19 protein-coding genes are annotated in these 19,905 nt (G+C 60.7%); 6 read left to right on the forward strand and 13 right to left on the reverse strand.

The window, feature by feature from the left end:
* Positions 1-79: 79 nt before the first annotated feature.
* From C0058_RS25080 to zwf, 3 genes are read right to left on the reverse strand one after another with little or no spacing between them, the layout of a single operon-like run.
* Entirely contained in the window at positions 80-745 is a 666-nt protein-coding gene (locus C0058_RS25080) for a bifunctional 4-hydroxy-2-oxoglutarate aldolase/2-dehydro-3-deoxy-phosphogluconate aldolase (RefSeq protein ID WP_003213027.1), read from the reverse strand.
* A gap of 17 nt (positions 746-762) precedes the next feature.
* Positions 763-1,476 carry a 6-phosphogluconolactonase gene (gene pgl / locus C0058_RS25085; RefSeq protein WP_102369762.1) on the reverse strand — a complete coding sequence of 238 codons (714 nt, stop codon included), beginning with the start codon at positions 1,474-1,476 and terminating at the stop codon, positions 763-765.
* Positions 1,463-2,929 (reverse strand): glucose-6-phosphate dehydrogenase, encoded by a 1,467-nt coding sequence (gene zwf, locus C0058_RS25090; RefSeq protein WP_102369763.1) that lies wholly within the window; start codon positions 2,927-2,929, stop codon positions 1,463-1,465. Before zwf ends, pgl begins: the two co-directional genes overlap by 14 nt.
* 218 nt (positions 2,930-3,147) lie before the next feature.
* On the opposite strand from zwf, the gene C0058_RS25095 reads away from it, so the two are divergent.
* Complete coding sequence (locus tag C0058_RS25095) at positions 3,148-4,008, forward strand: MurR/RpiR family transcriptional regulator (protein ID WP_173406104.1); 861 nt, start codon at positions 3,148-3,150, stop codon at positions 4,006-4,008.
* A gap of 142 nt (positions 4,009-4,150) precedes the next feature.
* On the opposite strand, the gene C0058_RS25100 is transcribed toward C0058_RS25095, so the two are convergent.
* The 10 genes from C0058_RS25100 to C0058_RS25145 all read right to left on the reverse strand — a co-directional run bounded on the left by C0058_RS25100 (position 4,151) and on the right by C0058_RS25145 (position 15,324).
* The gene (locus tag C0058_RS25100) at positions 4,151-4,996 is read right to left on the reverse strand and encodes a D-hexose-6-phosphate mutarotase (protein WP_003213018.1); all 846 of its coding nucleotides are present in this window, start codon (positions 4,994-4,996) and stop codon (positions 4,151-4,153) included.
* Positions 4,997-5,174: 178 nt separating this feature from the next.
* Complete coding sequence (locus C0058_RS25105; protein WP_063027703.1) at positions 5,175-6,521, reverse strand: carbohydrate porin; 1,347 nt, start codon at positions 6,519-6,521, stop codon at positions 5,175-5,177.
* Between the two features lie 105 nt (positions 6,522-6,626).
* Complete coding sequence (locus C0058_RS25110) at positions 6,627-7,787, reverse strand: ABC transporter ATP-binding protein (RefSeq protein WP_003213014.1); 1,161 nt, start codon at positions 7,785-7,787, stop codon at positions 6,627-6,629.
* Positions 7,788-7,789: 2 nt separating this feature from the next.
* The gene (locus tag C0058_RS25115; RefSeq protein ID WP_003213012.1) at positions 7,790-8,635 is read right to left on the reverse strand and encodes a carbohydrate ABC transporter permease; all 846 of its coding nucleotides are present in this window, start codon (positions 8,633-8,635) and stop codon (positions 7,790-7,792) included.
* Positions 8,628-9,536: a carbohydrate ABC transporter permease gene (locus C0058_RS25120; protein WP_003213011.1), complete on the reverse strand. Its 909-nt coding sequence runs from the start codon at positions 9,534-9,536 to the stop codon at positions 8,628-8,630. Before C0058_RS25120 ends, C0058_RS25115 begins: the two co-directional genes overlap by 8 nt.
* A gap of 88 nt (positions 9,537-9,624) precedes the next feature.
* Positions 9,625-10,911: an ABC transporter substrate-binding protein gene (locus C0058_RS25125; protein ID WP_003213009.1), complete on the reverse strand. Its 1,287-nt coding sequence runs from the start codon at positions 10,909-10,911 to the stop codon at positions 9,625-9,627.
* Between the two features lie 106 nt (positions 10,912-11,017).
* Positions 11,018-12,277 carry an AGE family epimerase/isomerase gene (locus tag C0058_RS25130; protein ID WP_102369764.1) on the reverse strand — a complete coding sequence of 420 codons (1,260 nt, stop codon included), beginning with the start codon at positions 12,275-12,277 and terminating at the stop codon, positions 11,018-11,020.
* 156 nt (positions 12,278-12,433) lie between these two features.
* Positions 12,434-13,261 (reverse strand): hypothetical protein, encoded by an 828-nt coding sequence (locus C0058_RS25135; RefSeq protein ID WP_003213005.1) that lies wholly within the window; start codon positions 13,259-13,261, stop codon positions 12,434-12,436.
* A gap of 118 nt (positions 13,262-13,379) precedes the next feature.
* Complete coding sequence (locus C0058_RS25140) at positions 13,380-14,378, reverse strand: NAD(P)-dependent oxidoreductase (protein ID WP_003213003.1); 999 nt, start codon at positions 14,376-14,378, stop codon at positions 13,380-13,382.
* 52 nt (positions 14,379-14,430) lie between these two features.
* Positions 14,431-15,324, reverse strand: a complete 894-nt coding sequence (locus C0058_RS25145; protein ID WP_102369765.1) for a LysR family transcriptional regulator ArgP — start codon at positions 15,322-15,324, stop codon at positions 14,431-14,433.
* Between the two features lie 98 nt (positions 15,325-15,422).
* On the opposite strand from C0058_RS25145, the gene C0058_RS25150 reads away from it, so the two are divergent.
* The 5 genes from C0058_RS25150 to C0058_RS25170 all read left to right on the forward strand — a co-directional run bounded on the left by C0058_RS25150 (position 15,423) and on the right by C0058_RS25170 (position 19,882).
* Complete coding sequence (locus C0058_RS25150) at positions 15,423-15,824, forward strand: ACT domain-containing protein (protein ID WP_003213000.1); 402 nt, start codon at positions 15,423-15,425, stop codon at positions 15,822-15,824.
* A gap of 5 nt (positions 15,825-15,829) precedes the next feature.
* On the forward strand, positions 15,830-16,432 hold the full coding sequence (locus C0058_RS25155; protein ID WP_003212999.1) for a LysE/ArgO family amino acid transporter: 603 nt from the start codon (positions 15,830-15,832) through the stop codon (positions 16,430-16,432).
* A gap of 175 nt (positions 16,433-16,607) precedes the next feature.
* The gene (locus C0058_RS25160; RefSeq protein ID WP_003212997.1) at positions 16,608-17,204 is read left to right on the forward strand and encodes a superoxide dismutase; all 597 of its coding nucleotides are present in this window, start codon (positions 16,608-16,610) and stop codon (positions 17,202-17,204) included.
* A gap of 158 nt (positions 17,205-17,362) precedes the next feature.
* On the forward strand, positions 17,363-17,560 hold the full coding sequence (locus tag C0058_RS25165; RefSeq protein WP_003212995.1) for a hypothetical protein: 198 nt from the start codon (positions 17,363-17,365) through the stop codon (positions 17,558-17,560).
* A 270-nt stretch (positions 17,561-17,830) separates the two neighbouring features.
* Positions 17,831-19,882, forward strand: coding sequence for a bifunctional diguanylate cyclase/phosphodiesterase (locus C0058_RS25170; protein WP_102369766.1), 2,052 nt, complete (start codon positions 17,831-17,833; stop codon positions 19,880-19,882).
* Positions 19,883-19,905: the final 23 nt, after the last annotated feature.

The raw sequence follows: 19,905 nt of genomic DNA on the forward strand, positions 1-19,905 counted from the left end.
GGCAAAAAAAAGCGGCACACCGACCAAGTGCACCGCAAAAATGCCGTAGAACACAGCAACAACGATTCGGTAAATCCAATCAGTCCAGCAGGGCCAGCGCCTCGGCGGTGGTTTCCTGGATGCGTGCCCAGTCGCCGTTCTTGACCCACTCCGGATCAAGCATCCAGCTACCGCCCACGCACATCACATTTTTCAACGCCATGTAGCTCTTGATGTTGGCCGGCCCAACACCGCCAGTCGGGCAGAATTTCACTTCGCCAAACGGGCCGCCCAGGGCCTTGATCGCCGCCACGCCACCGCTGACTTCAGCCGGGAACAGCTTGAAACGGCGATAACCCAGGCCATAACCTTCCATGATCCCGGAGGCATTGCTGATGCCCGGCAACAGCGGAATCGAGCTGTGTACCGAGGCTTCCAGCAGGTCACGGGTAATCCCGGGAGTGACGATAAATTGCGAACCGGCCACTTCGGCCGCTTCCAGCATATGACGATCCAGCACGGTACCGGCACCGGTGCACAGCTCCGGACGCTGCTCACGCAGTACCTGGATGGCCTTGAGGCCGAACTGCGAACGCAGGGTCACTTCCAGTGCGGTCAAACCACCGGCTGCCAGGGCATCGGCCAGCGGCAGGATGTCCTGTTCACGGGCAATGGTGATCACCGGCAGGATCCGCGCCTTGGCGCAGAGGCTGTCGATCAAGGCAACTTTGTCCGCCATGGAAACGGTAGGTTGAGGGCTGTTCATCGCGGCTGATCCTTGGCTCATGGGCACCAGTAAATCTCTAGAGTAGGTTGCAAAAACGCGCGTATCGGCATGGCAGCAACGTCGTCACTGGCCAGCGCGGCGCTCAAGGTGGTCAATTTCGAGCTGCCGGAAATCGACAGCACGGTGTAGTGGGCGGTGGCCAGCAGCGCGCGACTCATGGTCAGGCGCTGGTGCGGCACGCTCGGCGCCAGCATCGGCCAGCAACGACGGCTGCCGTCCGGCTTCAACGCTTCAGCCAGGTTCGGGCTGTTGGGGAACAGCGACGCGGTGTGGCCGTCGTCGCCCATGCCCAGTACCAGCACATCAATCGTCGGCAACTCGGCCAGCAGGCGATCAGCCTGCTCGGCAGCGTCGTCAAGGGTGGCGGCGACGCTGTACAGGCTCAGGAACTTGGCCTTGGCCGCCGGGCCTTGCAGCAAATACTTCTTCAACAGGCCGGCATTGCTGTCGGCATGTTCCACCGGCACCCAGCGCTCGTCGGCCAGGGTGATGGTCACCTTGGACCAGTCCAGGCCTTGCTTGGCGAGGTTCTGGAAGAACGCCACCGGGCTGCGGCCGCCGGACACCACCAGGGTCGCTTCGCCACGGGCACTGATGGCCGCGCGCAGTTGTTCGGCCACGTCATTGGCCAAGCCATCCGCCAGCAGCACCGGATTGCGGTACTCATGGGCAGTCACGCCCTGAGGCAGTTTCAAATCAGATATCGCCATACCAAGACCTCCCGTCCCGCGTGATCAGTGCAATCGAGCTCATTGGCCCCCAGGACCCCGCCGCGTACGGCTTGGGCGCATCACCGGATTTTTTCCACCCGGCGATCAACTGGTCACACCACTTCCACGCAGCTTCGATTTCATCTTTGCGCACAAACAGGTTCTGGTTGCCACGCATTACTTCCAGCAACAGCCGCTCGTAGGCATCGGGAATCCGTGCGCTGCGATAGGTGTCGGAAAAATTCAGTTGCAGCGGGCCGCTGCGCAGTTGCATGCCCTTGTCCAGGCCCTGCTCCTTGGTCATCACGCGCAAGGAAATCCCTTCGTCCGGTTGCAGGCGGATGATCAGTTTGTTGCTGATCTGCAAGCGCTGCTCCGGGGCGAAGATGTAGTGGGACGGTTCCTTGAAGTGGATGACGATCTGCGACAGTTTTTGCGGCATGCGCTTGCCGGTACGCAGGTAGAACGGCACCCCGGCCCAACGCCAGTTACGGATATCGGCACGCAGGGCGACGAAGGTCTCGGTGTCGCTCTGGGTGTTGGAGTTCTCTTCTTCCAGGTAACCCGGTACCGGCTTGCCGGCGCTGTAGCCGGCGATGTATTGGCCACGCACCACCTGGGTGGTCAGGCCGTCCGGGCTGATGGGCGCCAGGGCCTTGAGCACCTTGACCTTCTCGTCCCGAATACTGTCGGCAGACAGGTCGGCGGGCGGGTCCATGGCGATCAGGCACAGCAGCTGCAGCAGGTGATTCTGGATCATGTCCCGCAGCTGCCCGGCCTTGTCGAAATAGCCCCAGCGACCTTCGATGCCTACTTGCTCGGCCACGGTGATTTCCACGTGGGAGATGTAGTTCTGGTTCCACTGGGTTTCAAACAGGCTGTTGGCAAAACGCAGGGCGATCAGGTTCTGGACGGTCTCTTTGCCCAGGTAGTGGTCGATGCGGTAGGTGCGGTTTTCCGGGAAGAACTGCGCCACGGCGTCATTGACCTTGCGCGAGGAATCCAGGTCCGAGCCGATGGGTTTTTCCAGGACCACGCGGGTATTTTCCGCCAGGCCGACCTTGGACAGGTACTCGCAGATCGCGCCATACACCGCCGCCGGGGTGGCGAAGTAGGCAATCAGGCGTTGTTCGGTGCCGGCCTGTTCTGCCAGGGCGACGTAGTCGTCTGCCTTCAGGAAGTCGACATGCAGGTACGTCAGGCGGGCCAGGAAACGCTGGGCGACGGTTTCGTCCAGTTCCTTGCCAACGTAACCACGCAATTCTTTTTCGATGTGGGCCAGGTGCTGTTGCTCGGAACCGGCCTCACGGGCCAGGGCCAGGATGCGCGTGTCTTCGTGCAGCAGGCCCGCACCATCGAGTTGATAGAGGGCAGGAAATAACTTGCGCAGCGCCAGATCACCCAAGGCGCCAAACAGGGCAAAGGTGCAGGGTTCTACGGTTATCGAAGGCATGATGTTTGTTCTTTTATCAAGTTAAGCTACAAATACCTTTTTTTAAGGCATCACTCAAGGAAAAATGTAGTAATAACCACAACATTTTCCCGAAAAACGTATTCCGAGTGGTGGTGTTCAACTACCCTCAGTAGGATAGGCCACCGCAAAGGGCCGCTCGTCGATTGGTTGACGACCCTTATTTGCATCGTCGCCCTAAGGAAACATGAATGGACCGCGTGCGAAATCTACTGGAACAGATCCAGAAACGCCTCGAAGAACTGAACAAGGCTGAACGTAAAGTCGCCGAGGTCATCCTGCTCAACCCGCAGCAGGCGACCCGCTTCTCTATCGCCGCCCTCGCCCAGGCCGCTTCGGTCAGCGAACCTACAGTGAACCGCTTCTGCCGCTCGTTCGGCGTGAGTGGTTACCCTGAACTTAAATTGCAGCTGGCGCAAAGCCTGGCCAGTGGCGCGGCGTATGTCAGCCGCGCGGTGGAGGCCGATGATAACCCGGAGGCCTACACCCAGAAGATCTTCGGCAGTGCCATCGCGTCCCTCGACAGCGCCTGCCAGGCCCTGGACCCGAACCTGATCAGCAAGGCCGTCGACCTGCTGATCCAGGCTCGGCAGATCCACTTCTTCGGCCTGGGTGCTTCGGCGCCGGTGGCCATGGACGCGCTGCACAAGTTTTTCCGTTTCAACCTGTCGGTCACGGCCCACGCCGATGTGCTGATGCAGCGGATGATCGCCTCGGTGGCCCACACCGGGGAGTTGTTCGTGATCATTTCCTACACCGGGCGTACCCGTGAACTGGTGGAAGTAGCACGTATTGCGCGGGAAAACGGCGCCTCGGTGCTGGGCGTGACCGCCGAAAATTCGCCGCTGGCCAAGGCCAGTACGGTGAGCCTGAACATTCCGTTGCCGGAGGACACCGACATCTACATGCCGATGACCTCGCGGATCATTCAGTTGACGGTGCTGGATGTACTGGCGACGGGCATGACCTTGCGTCGCGGAGTGGATTTCCAGCCGCACTTGCGCAAGATCAAAGAGAGCTTGAACGACAGCCGGTATCCGGTTGGGGATGAATTCAACTAGGCCCGAATCTACTGTGAATGTGCCGGCCTCTTCGCGAGCAAGCCCGCTCCCACCTTCGACTGCATTCCAAAAGTGGAACTCGGTCTAATGTGGGAGCGGGCTTGCTCGCGAAAGCGGCATCAGCAACACCGGAACATCCGGATCAAGCCCCCGCCCTGGCCTGCAAACTCAAATGCGCCCTCTCCCCCGGCGCCAGGCTCGCAGCAGCCATCGCCGACTCCACACACACAAACCCCGCAGCCTCGTTGAAGCTCACCCCCAGCAACGGTCGACTCCCCGGGTGCCACACCACCGTGTCGGCACTCTCGCCGGTGTCGATGCACAATTCGCGCTGCCAGGCATGGTCCTTGAGGTGCAGTTCGCCGTCGTGCTGGAACACCCGCTGACACCCACCATCGACACGCAACTCACCTTCCTGCTGGCACGCCTGACGATTCAGCTGGTCGTAGCCCTGCGCGCCATCGAGCCCAGACAGCGCTATCTCACCAACGTTGCCAATCCGCCAATAAGCGTGCAAAGCATGGCTCAATTGGCACGGCAGCTCGTCCTGGTGCTCGGTGGCCAGGCGCAGCTCCAGGGTTTCCCCCAGGTGTGCATGCAGGTCCACCTGCCAGTCGCATAGCTGCAATTGCCAGTGCAAACGCACGCCGTCGTCGTCGGTGCTGCTGTCCAGCAACTTCCAGTCGATCAGCCGTGCCCAGCCATGGGACGGCCAGGCGTTTTCGCTGGGATGGCGGCCATACCACGGCCAACACACCGGCACGCCGCCACGGATGGCGCCGACCTGCGGCCACTTGGCCGCGCACCACAGCCAGGGCTTCTGGCCCGTGGGCTGAAAGTGCAGCAATTGCGCGCCCTGACGACTGAACACCGCTTGGCAGAGCGGGTGATCAATCACCAGCACATCGCGCATCTGGAAGCGTTCCCAGGCGAATACCGGCCGCTCGCGCAGGGATTTGAAAAAGCGTTGCAGCGGATGCTCATGCATGTGCCACGGTCCTGAATATCTTTGCAGGCGCTGGCTTGCCTGCGATGGCATCGCCTCGGTGTGGCAGATACACCGCGGGGCTCGCATCGCAGGCAAGCCAGCTCCCACACAAAAAAAAGCGGATAGCCATGGCTACCCGCAAAATGCGCACAGAGAGAAGGAGCTTATCGCAACAACGTTAGAACGTAGACTGAATTTTCAGGCCCGCTACCACCGCGTTGTCGACTTGCTTAACACCACCTGGGTTGGCGATGTATTGCAGGTTAGGACGCACGGTCAGCCAGTTGGTGACGTGGAAGCCGTAGTTGAGTTCGACGTTGTACTCCGTGTTACGCAGCGGTGCGTAACCCGATTGGTCGTAATCCGTGAACCCGCCGGCCGCGTTGAGCAACTCAGCATTTTTCTTCACGTCACTGTTGGCATGGATACGGGATACACCGATACCCACGTCATCTTTTGTACGTGCGTCGAATGGACCTTTATACACAAGCATCAGCGACTGGTAGTTGTCGACCAGGTTGGTGTCTTTGTCGTGGAAGGTGACGTTGGCCGCAATGTTCAAGCCGCGGGAAGCATCGCCATTGTGGGTGGTGAGTTGCTGTTGCAGAACGCCCCAGTAACCGCTTTTGCTGCTGCGAACGCGGAAGGCTGCGCCCGTGGTTCCAGCATCGTTACCGTTGACGTCTTCACGTACGTCGGTAGCGTCGGCGGTGCTCTTGTAGTAACCCACACGGTATTCGCCCGGCAGGCCATTGACCTTCGGCGACCAGACCAATTCAACCGGCAATACGGTGCCTTTGGTGCCGCTGCCGCTGAGCTTGAAGCCGTTGCCGTGCTCTAGTTGCGACGGGTTCTGGTTGTACGCACCGATTTGCGCATACAGCTCAGGCGTGATGTTGTACTTCACGCGGATAGCCGCCTGGCTGACGGGCCAGTTGTACCAGGTGTTTACATAGTTACCGACCTGCGAGCCACAGAACGACAGGTTCTGGAAGTCGCACGGGAAGGTGTTGAAGTCTTCGCCTTCACCGAAGTAACCGAGTTTCACGTCCAGCTTGTTGTCGAACATCTGGTGCTGAATCCAGAACTGGGTCAGACGCACCATGTGGCCTCGGCCGTCGACTTCTTGAGACGAACTCAAGGTGCCGGCACGCGGGTCGCCAATACGGTCGTTGGAAATGTTTGCGCCATTACGATTGGTCAACTGGATCTTGGCCTGGGTGTTGTCCCAGCCCCACAGCTTTTGCAGGTCCAGTGCCACGCCCAGACCGAACTGGTCAGCGTAACGGGCAGTCTTGTCGTTGTTGTAGCCACCGCTGAGGTTGCCACCGACTTCACCGACGTAATCCGCCTTGATGTCGATACCTTGCTCGATCAGCTTGGTACGCTCGCCGCCCCAATCGCCGGTCATCCACTTGGAATCGGCGCTGAACGCGTCGTCCGCCATCGCATTGGCGGACAGTACCAGGGCGGCTGCTGCTGACAGTTGGCAGATCAGCCGGGTGTTGTTGTGGTGCTTTTTCATCCCTACATCCTCGTCTTTATTGTTATTAACTGTTTTTATCTAACGCGGTTTACTTCTTTGTGAGAGCAGGACTCTCACAAAAGCCCCTACACATCATTTGAAACTTCAGCGTCCCTTGAATTGAGCAACGTTGTCCGCACGATCCTGTGCCGGCAACGAGGTGGCAGTGCCCAGGCGCTCGCCGGTCTTGGCGTCGAACAGCAACACCTTGGCCGGGTCGAACTGCAAGGTCAGGGTCTCGCCCACTTGCGGCGCCACATCGGGCGCCAGGCGGCAGCAGACCTTGGTGTCATTGATTTGCACGAACACCAGGGTGTCCGGACCGGTCGGCTCGGTGACTTGCACCTCGGCCCGAATGGTCGGCGCACCGGTGGCTTCGGCAGCGGCCAGCACGATCTGCTCCGGGCGCAGGCCCAGGATCACTTCGCGGTCTTCAAGACCGGCATCGTTCATGTTCAATGGCAATTCACAGCGGGCCTGGCCGCTGTCCAGCAGCGCCACCAGGCGGCCGTCCTTGCGTTGCAGGCGCAGTGGAATGAAGTTCATCGGCGGCGAACCGATGAAGCTCGCCACGAACAGGTTGGCCGGGTCGTTGTAGATCTCTTTCGGCGTGCCGAACTGCTGGATGATGCCGTCCTTCATGACCGCCACTTTGTCGCCCAGGGTCATCGCTTCGATCTGATCGTGGGTGACGTAGACGGTGGTGGTTTTCAGACGCTGGTGCATCAGTTTCATTTCGGTACGCATCTCGACCCGCAGCTTGGCGTCGAGGTTGGACAGCGGTTCGTCGAACAGGTAGATCTTCGGGCGACGCGCCAGTGCCCGGCCCATGGCCACGCGTTGTTGCTGGCCACCGGAGAGCTGGCCCGGCTTGCGATTGAGCAGGTGCTCGATCTGCAGCAGCTTGGCCACTCGCGCCACTTCTTCATCGATCGCCGCCTGGGGCATCTTGCGAATCTTCAGGCCGAATTCGATGTTCTCGCGCACGCTCATGGTCGGGTACAGCGCGTAGGACTGGAACACCATGGCGATGTCACGATCCTTGGGGCTCATGCCGCTGACGTCCTGGTCGCCGATCATGATCGCGCCACCGGTGATGTTTTCCAGGCCGGCAATGCAATTCATCAAGGTCGATTTGCCGCAACCCGAAGGGCCGACCAGGATCAGGAACTCACCTTCCTTGATCGACAGTTCGATGTTCTTCAGGGTGTCCGGCAGGCCGGTACCGTAGGTCTTGTTTACGTTACGAAGTTCGAGCGTTGCCATGATTACCCCTTGACCGCGCCGGCCGTCAGGCCGCGCACGAAATACTTGCCTGCGACCACATAGACCAGCAGGGTCGGCAGCCCGGCGATCATCGCCGCCGCCATATCAACGTTATATTCCTTGACCCCGGTACTGGTGTTGACCAGGTTGTTCAGCGCCACCGTGATGGGCTGCGAATCACCGCTGGAGAACACCACGCCGAACAGGAAGTCGTTCCAGATCTGCGTGAACTGCCAGATCAGGCACACCATGATGATGGGTGTCGACATCGGCAGGATGATCAGGCGGAAGATCGTGAAGAACCCCGCGCCATCCAGGCGAGCCGCCTTCACCAGTGCATCGGGAATGCTGACGTAGTAGTTACGGAAGAACAGTGTAGTAAACGCCAGTCCGTAGACGATGTGCACGAACACCAGGCCCGTGGTGGTACTGGCCAGGCCCATCTTGCCGAGGGTGAACGAGGCTGGCAGCAGCACGGTCTGGAACGGCAGGAAGCAGCCGAACAGCAACAGGCCGAAGAACAACTGCGAACCACGGAAGCGCCACATCGACAGCACGTAGCCGTTCAACGCACCGATGGCGGTGGAGATCAGTACCGCCGGAACGGTGATCTTGATCGAGTTCCAGAAGTAGCCGTCAACCGTGGCCCAGGCTTTCACCCAGCCGATGCCGGTGATCACGGTGGGCCAGCTCAGCAGGTTGCCGGTGCTGATGTCTTCCGGGGTCTTGAAGCTGGTGAGCAACATGACCACCAACGGCACCAGGTACAGCAGGACAGCGAGAATCAGCACCGCGTAGATCGCGACGCGGCTCAGGCTGATGGCAGGTTTGCCAGCAAGACTAGTCATTGCGCTTGGTCCTCAGCTCGGAGTACAGGTAAGGCACGATGATCGCGAGAATCGCACCGAGCATCAGAATCGCACTGGCCGAACCCATGCCCATCTGGCCGCGGCTGAAGGTGAAGGAGTACATGAACATCGCCGGCAGGTCGGAGGAGTAACCCGGACCACCCGCCGTCATGGCCGCCACCAGGTCGAAGCTCTTGATCGCGATGTGCGCCAGGATCATTACCGCACTGAAGAACACCGGGCGCAGGCTTGGCAGCACCACTTTCCAGTAGATGCGCGGCATGCTCGCGCCGTCGATCTGCGCCGCACGGATGATCGATTGATCAACACCGCGCAGGCCGGCAAGGAACATCGCCATGATGAAGCCCGAGGCTTGCCACACAGCAGCGATCACCAGGCAATACACCACACGGTCCGGGTCGATCAGCCAGTCCAGGCGAAAGCCTTCCCAGCCCCAGTCACGCAGCAGTTTGTCCAGGCCCATGCCTGGGTTGAGCAGCCATTTCCAGGCGGTACCGGTGACGATCATCGAAAGCGCCATCGGGTACAGGTAAATGGTGCGGATAAAACCTTCGCGACGGATTTTCTGGTCGAGGAAAATCGCCAGGGTCACGCCGATCACCAGGGTGATGCCGATGAACATGCCCCCGAACACCGCGAGGTTCTTGCTCGCGACCCACCAGCGGTCGTTGTCGAACAAGCGCACGTATTGCGCCAGGCCTACGAATTTGTAGGTCGGCAGGAAAGTCGAGTTAGTGAACGACAGCACGAACGTCCACAGGATGTAGCCATAGAAGCCCACCAGAACGATGAACATGCTCGGCGCCAGCACCAGTTTGGGTAGCCAGCGCTGCAGTGCATCGAACGGCGAGGCTTTGCTGAACACAGCAACAGAACTCATGGGAAAATCCAGTACAGGGAAAAAGGACTACAGGAACATGCCTTGTGGGGGTTAGGGGTCCCCCCACAAGGCCATTCGGTACTAACCGTTACTTGGCCGACTTGATCGCTGCCGCGAGTTTCTTCGCGGTATCGGCAGGGTCAGCTTTCGGGTCATTGATGTAGTTGGTCACGACATCAAAGAACGCGCCTTGTACCGCCAGCGTGGTTGCCATGTTGTGGGCCATGCTTGGTTGCAGGCCGCCAGTCTTGGCATCCGCCAGGAAGTCCTTGGCAGCAGTCTGGGCGCAGGAGTCGAAGCCGTATTTGCCCATGTCTTGCAACATGTCGATACGAACCGGGATCGAGCCTTTGTTGATGCTGAAGACTTTCTGGAAGTTTTCGCTCAGCACGACCTTGGCGATGTCCTGCTGACCGGCAGCAGTGCCTTTGTCTTTCTGCTTGAAGGCTGCGAGGGAGTCGATGTTGTAGGTGAAGGCCTTGTCGGTGCCCGGGAAGGCTACGCACTCGTAGTCTTTGCCGGCGACTTTCTTGGCGGCGGTCCATTCACTCTTGGCCCAGTCACCCATGATCTGCATGCCGGCCTTGCCGTTGATGACCTTGGCGGCTTCCAGGTTCCAGTCCTGGCCTTTGCCGTCGGCGTCCATGTAGGTCGCGACTTTCTTCAGCTCGGTCAGGGACTTGATCATTTCAGGGCCGGTCAGGGCTTTTTCGTCGAGGTCCACCAGGGCTTTCTTGTAACCGTCAGCCCCCATGACCGAGAGCACGACCGCTTCGAAGACGGTGCTGTCCTGCCAAGGCTGGCCACCGTGGGCGAGCGGAATGAAGCCCGCGGCCTTGAGCTTGTCGCCCGCTGCGTAGAATTCTTCGAGGGTGGTCGGGTTCTTGGTGATACCGGCTTTCTTGAACACTTCCGGGTTGATCCACAGCCAGTTCACGCGGTGAATGTTCACCGGCACGGCCACGTAGTTACCTTCGTACTTCACGGTATCGGAGACTTTCTTGTCCAGCAGGCTGTCCCACTTCTCTTCTTTGGCGGGTTCCTTCAGGACGTCGGTGTCGAGCAGCCCGGTGGACGCCCATTCCTGGATGTCGGGGCCTTTGATCTGGGCCATGCCTGGCGGGTTGCCAGCAACGGCGCGGCTTTTCAGTACGGTCATGGCAGTGGAACCGCCACCGCCGGCGACGGCACCGTCTTTCCAGGTGAAACCGTCTTTTTCAACTTGGGCCTTCAGGACATCTACTGCCGCTTTCTCGCCACCCGAGGTCCACCAATGCACAACTTCAACCGTCCCTTTCGAGTCGGCGGCAAAAGCACTGAGGGGAAACAACGAGGCAACGGAAATAGCTACGGCGAGGCGACTGATCGCTTTCATCTGAGTACCTTTTTTCTTGTTGTTATGCATGCAAGTCGGTGCTTGCGCTGCAAACGAGTTTAAACAGGGATTTTTCAGGTGCAGGTAACAAAGGGACGCCAAAATGTCACCACTTGGTGACATAGCGCCCGGTGGCCACGGCACTGGCCATGCTCGGTGACAAGGGTAGCCCCGGCAGCAAGACAGACTGCCAGGCGTGGTAGAGGTCCGGTTTGCCACCCCAGATTTTCGCGCTGGGCTGGTTTTTCGGGCTCAGTTCGTGGTGCCAGCTGCCGTGGGTGCGGTCAATGAAACGGGTTTCACAGAACTCCCAGAAGCGCCGGTACCAGGTTTCGTAATGCAACTCCCCCGTGCGTTTGAGCAGCGCCTGGGCAGCGGCACTGGCTTCGCAATGGGTCCAGTGCAGGCGCTCGCGCACCACGGGGCGCTGGCTCCAGTCGAGGGTGTAGACAATGCCGGGAGCGCCGTCGACGGCCCAGGCGTATTCACAGGCGCTGGCGAACAGGCCCTTGGCGTCGGTCACTAGCCACTCAGGGGTGACGAGCCCGGCATCCAGGCGCGCAGCCTCAAGGTGCAACACCAGTCGCGCCCATTCGAAGCCGTGGCCGGGGGTGATGCCGTAGGGACGAAAACCATCGGCCGGGTTGTCTTCGTTGTAACCACGCAGGGGTTGCCAATGGCTGTCGAAATGCTCGATCACCATGTCCCGGTTTTGCGCCGCATGGGTATGAATAATCCGCTCGACGATGCGCAGTGCCCGGTCCAGCCAGCGGGTTTCACCGGTGACATCGGCCAGGGCCAGGAAGGCTTCAGTGGCGTGCATGTTGCTGTTGGCGCCGCGATAGGCTTCTACCCCGCTCCAGTCCTGGGCAAAGGACTCGAGCATCGCGCCCTCCTCTTCGCTCCAGAAATACTGGTCGATGATATGGATCGCGTCGTTGAGCAAGGTTTGCGCGCCGGGAGCGCCGGCCACTACTGCGGAGCTGGCGGCCAGGGCGACAAAAGCGTGCAGGTAGGCGGCCTTGCCGGTGTTGCCGTCGCGGGCGTCGGGCGTGGCGAACCAACCGCCGTGCCGGGCATCGCGCAGCGGGCCGCTGAGGGCCACGACGCCGTGTTCCACCAGGTCGGCATAACCTGGCAGGCCCAGGCCATGGGCCATGGCAAAGCTGTGGGTCATACGGGCGGTGTTCATGGTTTCAGCGACGGCATCGGGCGGCAAAACACCGTGATCGTCGAGGTTGCCGAAGCCGTCAGGCAGCCTGGAAGCCTTGGCGAATGACAGCAGGCGCTGGCCTTCAGTGGCAAGCCAGGCGTGATGGGCAGGTGCGTTCAGCCAACTACTGGCAGGCAGTGGTTGCGTGGTCATGATTAGCCCTTTTTATTATGTGCGGGATGACGGGAGTCTAAACAAGGGCGGCGCGAGGGCAAGTAACGAAGGAGACGGGAAATGTCACCGATTGGTGACATTGATTGTGCCAAGGCCTGCAGGCGTCATGTGTAGTGACGCCTGCAGCACCTCACATCACTGCTGCCCGAGAGGGGTGATCCGGGCCGGCTGGTTGATCTGCTGCTGCAGGTTCTGCACCTGGCTTTGCAAGGCAGTGACGTTACGCGTGGTCTGGATGCGGAACACGTCGAACTCCTTGGTGGACGGACCGTCGGAAGCCGCGGCGCGGTTGTCCAGTTCGCTCTTGAGGACCACAAGGTCCTGCTCCAGGCGGGCGATGGCGGCCGTGGGGTTGCCCTGTTTTTTCAGGGCTGCGACGTCGGCGGAGAGGTCCTTGAACTCGGCGTCCCGGGACTTGAGGGTAGCCACCGCCTCCGTCAGCGCCTGGACCTGGCCCTGCAATTGCGCGTTGGCACTGGACAGCTGGGTCGTGCTGGCGGTCATCTGCTCCAGGCGCTTGTCCAGGTCAGTTGCCTGGCCGGCCACGCCCATCTGCTGCTTGCCCTGCTCCAGCAACTGGGTCTCCAGCTGCTTGATCTGCAGTTTCAGGGCCTCGCTGCCATTATTCACATTGGCTTCGCTGGCCACCACCTTGCCGGAAATATCCTGCAGGCGCCCCGCCGCTTCCTCGCTGATGCGCGCGAAGCTTTCCTGGGTCGCCACCAGTTGCTGGCCCATCAGGGAAATCTGCTGGAAGCTCCACCAGGCAAGGCCGGCGAAGGCGAACAGCAGCGCACCGACCAATGCCCACAGCGGCCCGGTACTGGCGCTCTTGACCTTGACAACCGGCGCAGGCCGGGAGCGCACGGAGGTAGCCGGCGTGGGCTCGAAATCATCGTCGTCCGAGGTGTCGGCCCGCAGGCTGGGAACGTTGTCGAAGTCGTCGTTAGCATCGTTACGCATGAATCAACCTTAAATCCTTTGAGGTGGCATATGGATAGCCAGGCGTCGGAGTATAAACCCCCGACCTGCCGCACTGATCGACCCGGGTTCGCAAATTCGGTTCCCGGTGTGTTGCCGGTTATTTAAGTCCCACGTCCTGGGCCTTCCACCAACTGCAGAACTCGTCGAGGGCCGCCCACAGGCTGACCTTGGGCTGGTAGTCGAGATAATGCCGTGCGCGGGTGATGTCGAGGGTGAAATCTTTGTTCATCACCTGCATGCCCAGCCGTGACAAAGACGGTTCCGGGCGCCCTGGCCACATGGCACAGAAAGCTTCATTGAGCGCCGCAACGCTGTAAGACAAGCCGTAGGACCGATAACGGGTGACCTGAGGCATGTCCATCTGTCGCATCACGTAGTTCACCACATCCCACACCGGCACCGGGGCACCGTTGCTGATGTTGTAGACCTTGCCCAACGCCGAGCCCGTCGCCAGCAAACTGCTGAGCAGGGCTTCATTGAGGTTGTGCACACTGGTGAAATCGACCTTGTTCAGGCCATCGCCGACAATCGCCAGGCGGTTCTTGCGCTGCATCTTCAACAGGCGCGGGAAGATGCTCATGTCGCCGGCCCCCGTGACAAAGCGCGGGCGCAGGGCCAGCACTTCGAGGCCAAACTCCTGGGCGCCAAACACCTTTTGCTCCGCCAGGTATTTGGTGGCTGCATACGGATGCTTGAAACGCTTGGGCACTTGTTCTTCGGTCAAGCCCAGGTGGTCACGGCCGTCGAAGTAGATCGACGGCGAAGACAGATGTACCAGGCGCCCGACCCGCTGCTTGAGGCAGGCCTCCACCACGTTTTCGGTAACCAGCACATTGCCCTGGTGGAAGTCCTGATAACGCCCCCACAGCCCCACGGCCCCGGCGCAATGCACCACGGCCTCGACGTCGCGGCACAGCTCGCGCACCAGGTCCGGATCATTCAAATCACCCTGGATAAACTCGGCGCCGCGCCGTACCAGGTGTTCCACACCTTCGGCCCGCCGCCCGTTGACCCGCACGTCCAGGCCCTGCTCCAGGGCGAAACGCGCAAAGCGCCCGCCAATGAAGCCGCTTGCGCCGGTGACCAGAATTTTCATGACTTACTCCGCATTCTTTCGTTTTTCATCGCTGTTGCCTTGACGCTGGCCATCACTCCAACGGCACCAACCATTGCCCCGTTGTGTGTGCCAGATGATCCGTCAGCAGGCCCAGCAATTGTCCACCACTGCGCCAATGATGCCAGTACAGCGGCACATCGATCGGCTTATCTGGCAATAACTCCACCAACACGCCCTTTTCCAGCTGGTCGCGCACCTGCAGTTCGGGCACCAGGCCCCAGCCCAATCCGGCTTCCGTCAGGCGGATAAAACCTTCGGACGAGGGGCATAAATGGTGTTCGAAACCACCGTCGACGCCCAGGGACGCCAGGTAGCGATGCTGCAGGAAATCATCCGGGCCGAACACCAGCGCCGGCGTGCGGGCCAGTTGATCGGCCCGCACGCCCTCGGGAAAGTGCCGGGCGACAAACGCCGGGCTGGCCAGCGCCCGATACCGCATCGCGCCGAGCAACAGGCTGCGGGCACCGGCCACCGGGCGTTCGCTGGCGCAAATACAGGCTGCCACTTCGCCGGCGCGCATGCGCTTGAGGCCGACGGTCTGGTCTTCTACCACCAGGTCCAACAGCAAATGCTGCTCGGCGCAGAAGTCGCTCACCGCCTCGGCCCACCACGTGGCGAGGCTGTCGGCATTCAAGGCGATGCGCAGGCGCTCGGGCATGCCCTCTTCATCCAGCGCGGGCACCTGGCTTTGCAGGTCGCGCTCCAGCAATCGTACCTGTTGCACGTGGTTGAGCAGGCGGCGGCCGATCTCGGTGGGCGTCGGCGGCGTGGCACGTACCAGCACCGGCTGGCCGATCCGCGCCTCCAACAGCTTGATGCGCTGGGAGATCGCCGACTGGGAAATTCCCAATACCTGCGCGCCCCGCTCGAAGCCGGCCTGTTCCACCACCGCCGCCAGGGCGGAAAGCAATTTATAGTCGAACATCAGTTTTCCTAATGAGCGATCAGCAATATTGGTTTTTCTTATACAGCCTTGGACGGGAGAATAGCCAGCATCGCTTCTTCTTATTCAAGGACCTCCACATGGCTGGCGAAACCGCCCTGGCAACCCTGCTGCGCAGCATGAGCCCACAGCTCAATGACGGCGACTACGTGTTCTGCACCCTGGCCGACAGCCGAATCCCCGAAGGTTGCGAGGTGATCGGCAGCTTCCGCGAGCAGGAAGGCCTGACGTTGATCGTCGAGCGCCAGCAGGCCGAGCGGGCCGGACTGGCCTTCGACTATGTGGCTGCGTGGATCACCCTCAACGTGCACTCGGCCCTGGAAGCGGTCGGCCTGACCGCCGCGTTCGCCACGGCCCTGGGCCAGGCCGGGATCAGTTGCAACGTGATTGCCGGCTACTACCACGATCACCTGTTTGTCGGCCGCGCCGATGCCGAGCGCGCCATGACGGTGTTGCGGCAATTGGCGGCGGGCGCGGAGTAAATCCTATGTGGCAAAGCTATATGAACGGCCTGTTGGTGGCCTTTGGTTTGATCATGGCGATCGGCACCCAGAACGCGTTTGTGCTGGCGCAGAGCCTGCGGCGCGAACATCACCTGCCGGTGGCGGCACTGTGCGTGGTGTGCGACGCGATCCTGGTGGCCGCCGGCGTATTCGGCCTGGCCACCGTGCTGGCGCATAACCCGGTATTGCTGGCGATTGCCCGCTGGGGTGGTGCGGCGTTCCTGCTCTGGTACGGTACCCTCGCCCTGCGCCGGGCCTGCTCGAAGCAGAGCCTGGGCGAGGGCGAGAACCTCAAGGTACGCTCGTTGAAGGCGGTGATGCTCAGCGCCCTGGCAGTGACGTTGCTCAACCCCCACGTGTACCTGGACACCGTCTTGTTGATCGGCTCCCTCGGCGCCCAGCAAACCGAACCGGGCGCCTACGTGGCCGGCGCCGCCAGCGCTTCGTTCCTGTGGTTCATGACCCTGGCCCTGGGCGCCGCATGGCTGGCACCGTGGCTGGCGCGCCCCGCCACCTGGCGGATTCTGGACCTGCTGGTAGCCGCCATGATGTTCAGCGTGGCCTATCAATTAATCAGCGCAGCGTAGATATTCCAAAACGCTCTGGAACCTCTATCCCACACAGTTGTTGCGTGGTTTTGCCGCACCCCCGGTGCTATGATCCAGCCCCTGCGCCGCAAAGAGTACAAACTCCCCGGCGCTTGTTTGGCCGCCCGTGATCGGCCTTGCGCTCACCGCAACTGACCTGATTAGGAGAATCATCATGGCTTTCGAATTGCCGCCGCTGCCCTACGCACACGATGCCCTGCAGCCGCACATTTCCAAGGAAACCTTGGAATACCACCACGACAAGCACCACAACACCTATGTCGTGAACCTGAACAACCTGGTGCCTGGCACCGAGTTCGAAGGCAAGACCCTGGAAGAAATCGTCAAGTCTTCTTCGGGCGGCATCTTCAACAACGCCGCTCAGGTCTGGAACCACACTTTCTACTGGAACTGCCTGGCGCCAAACGCTGGCGGCCAACCTACCGGCGCACTGGCTGAGGCGATCAACGCTGCCTTCGGTTCGTTCGACAAGTTCAAGGAAGAGTTCACCAAGACTTCCGTCGGCACCTTCGGTTCCGGTTGGGGCTGGCTGGTGAAAAAGGCTGACGGTTCCCTGGCACTGGCCAGCACCATCGGCGCCGGCAACCCGCTGACCAGCGGCGACACCCCGCTGCTGACCTGCGACGTCTGGGAACACGCTTACTACATCGACTACCGCAACGTGCGTCCAAAGTATGTGGAAGCGTTCTGGAACCTGGTCAACTGGAAGTTCGTGGCTGAGCAGTTCGAAGGCAAGACCTTCACCGCTTAAGTACCGCTTGCAGTAGAAAGAGCCCGGCGATTGCCGGGCTTTTTTGTGGGCGATTACAAATGGAAAAATGCCAGGAAAACGCTGGAACTCATCAAAAGGATTTCGCCACGCAGCATGTAAGAGGAATGTCCCTCTGATTGACTGCAGGAGAACTTGATATGGATCTAGCATCTTTGATCGGCATGGCCCCTCAAGCACTTAACGTGTTCGATAACGTGACAGATAAGGGCCTGGACGTCCTGGACAAAAGCTTGGGCATCCTTGATAAGACCGTGGACATAGCTCGACAGGCCTTGGGGCAAATCGACCCTCAGGCGCAAGACCAGCCACAACCGCCGAAAATTTCGTTTACCTGATGGGCGCTGACGCTCGACGGTTTGTTTCGCTGGCCTGAAAAACCCGCGCTCGTCCTGAAAAGACAGTACAAGAAGTCGGCACGTACGATCCGCCGACTTCACTCCATGCCAGGCCTGCCTTTCCATTCCCCCTCCCAACGTCTTACCCCCGGACGCGCTCATCTAAACTGCAAAACCTGCCCTGGCCGCAATGTCCCTTTGACTGCCCTCACGGGATTGCCAATACTCATGGCATATTGAGGCTACCCGCATGGAACAAGGAATAACCCTTTGAAGCTGGAACTCAAAAACAGCTTGTCGGTGAAGTTGCTACGGGTGGTACTGCTTTCGGCATTCGCCGTGGGCGTGGTACTGAGCGCGGCGCAGATCGTCTTTGATGCGTACAAGACGCGCCAGGCCGTGGCCGGTGATGCCCAGCGCATCCTCGACATGTTTCGCGACCCGTCCACCCAGGCCGTCTACAGCCTGGACCGGGAGATGGGCATGCAGGTCATCGAAGGCCTGTTTCAGGATGATGCCGTGCGCATGGCCTCCATCGGCCACCCCAACGAAACCATGCTCGCGGAAAAAACCCGCGACCTGCAACAATCCCCGAGCCGCTGGCTGACCGACCTGATCCTGGGCCAGGAACGCACGTTCACCACGCCGCTGGTGGGGCGCGGGCCTTACAGCGAGTACTACGGTGACCTGAGCATCACCCTCGACACCGCCACCTATGGCAAAGGGTTTCTCGTCAGTTCGGTGATCATTTTCATCTCCGGGGTGCTGCGGGCCCTGGCCATGGGCCTGGTGTTGTACCTGGTCTATCACTGGCTGCTGACCAAGCCGCTGTCGCGCATCATCGAGCACCTGAGTTCGATCAACCCCGACCGCCCCAGCGAGCACAAGATCCCGCAGCTCAAGGGCCACGAGAAAAACGAGCTGGGGCTCTGGATCAACACCGCCAACCAGTTGCTCGAATCCATCGAGCGCAATACGCACTTGCGCCATGAGGCGGAAAACAGCCTGCTGCGCATGGCCCAGTACGACTTCCTGACCGGCCTGCCGAACCGCCAGAAACTGCAGGAGCAACTGGACAAGATCCTGATCGACGCCGGCCGCCGGCAACGTCGGGTCGCGGTGTTGTGCGTGGGGCTGGATGACTTCAAAAGCGTCAACGAGCAGTTCACCTACCAGGCCGGCGACCAGTTGCTGCTGGCCCTGGCCGACCGCCTGCGCGCCCACAGCGGCCGCCTCGGCGCCCTCGCCCGCCTCGGCGGCGACCAGTTCGCCCTGGTGCAGGCCGATATCGAGCAGCCCTACGAAGCCGCCGAATTGGCACAAAGCATCCTCGACGACCTGGAAGCCGAATTCGCCCTCGATCACGAACAGATCCGCCTGCGTGCCACCATCGGCATCACCCTGTTCCCGGAAGACGGCGACAGCACCGAGAAGCTGCTGCAAAAAGCCGAACAGACCATGACCCTGGCCAAGAGCCGCTCGCGCAACCGCTACCAGTTCTATATCGCCAGCGTCGACAGCGAAATGCGCCGCCGCCGCGAGCTGGAAAAGGATCTGCGCGACGCCTTGAGCCGCGAGCAGTTTCACCTGGTGTACCAGCCGCAGATCAGCTATCTCGACCACCGTGTGGTGGGTGTCGAAGCGTTGATCCGCTGGCAGCACCCGGAGCACGGCCTGGTGCCGCCCGACCTGTTTATCCCCCTGGCCGAACAGAACGGCACCATCATTGCCATCGGCGAATGGGTACTGGACCAGGCCTGCCGGCAACTGCGGGAATGGCATGACCTGGGCTTCACCGAGCTGCGCATGGCGGTCAACCTGTCGACCGTGCAGTTGCACCACGCCGAGCTGCCACGGGTGGTCAACAACCTGCTGCAAATCTACCGCTTGCCGCCGCGTAGCCTGGAGCTGGAAGTCACCGAGACCGGCCTGATGGAAGACATCAGCACCGCCGCCCAGCACCTGCTGAGCCTGCGCCGCTCCGGGGCACTGATTGCGATTGATGACTTCGGCACCGGCTATTCGTCCCTGAGCTATCTGAAAAGCCTGCCGCTGGACAAGATCAAGATCGACAAGAGCTTCGTCCAGGACCTGCTGGATGACGACGACGATGCGACCATCGTGCGGGCGATCATCCAGCTCGGCAAAAGCCTTGGCATGCAGGTGATCGCCGAGGGTGTGGAGACCGCCGAACAGGAGGCCTACATCATCTCCGAGGGTTGCCACGAGGGTCAGGGCTACCACTACAGCAAACCCTTGCCGGCACGGGAGTTGGTGGCCTACTTGAAACAGGCCCAGCGCAATAACGCCGCCATCCTCTGAAGCGATGCCGGCCATCGGGGCCA

The sequence above is a fragment of the Pseudomonas sp. NC02 genome (assembly GCF_002874965.1).
In the GTDB taxonomy this organism is placed as follows: domain Bacteria; phylum Pseudomonadota; class Gammaproteobacteria; order Pseudomonadales; family Pseudomonadaceae; genus Aquipseudomonas.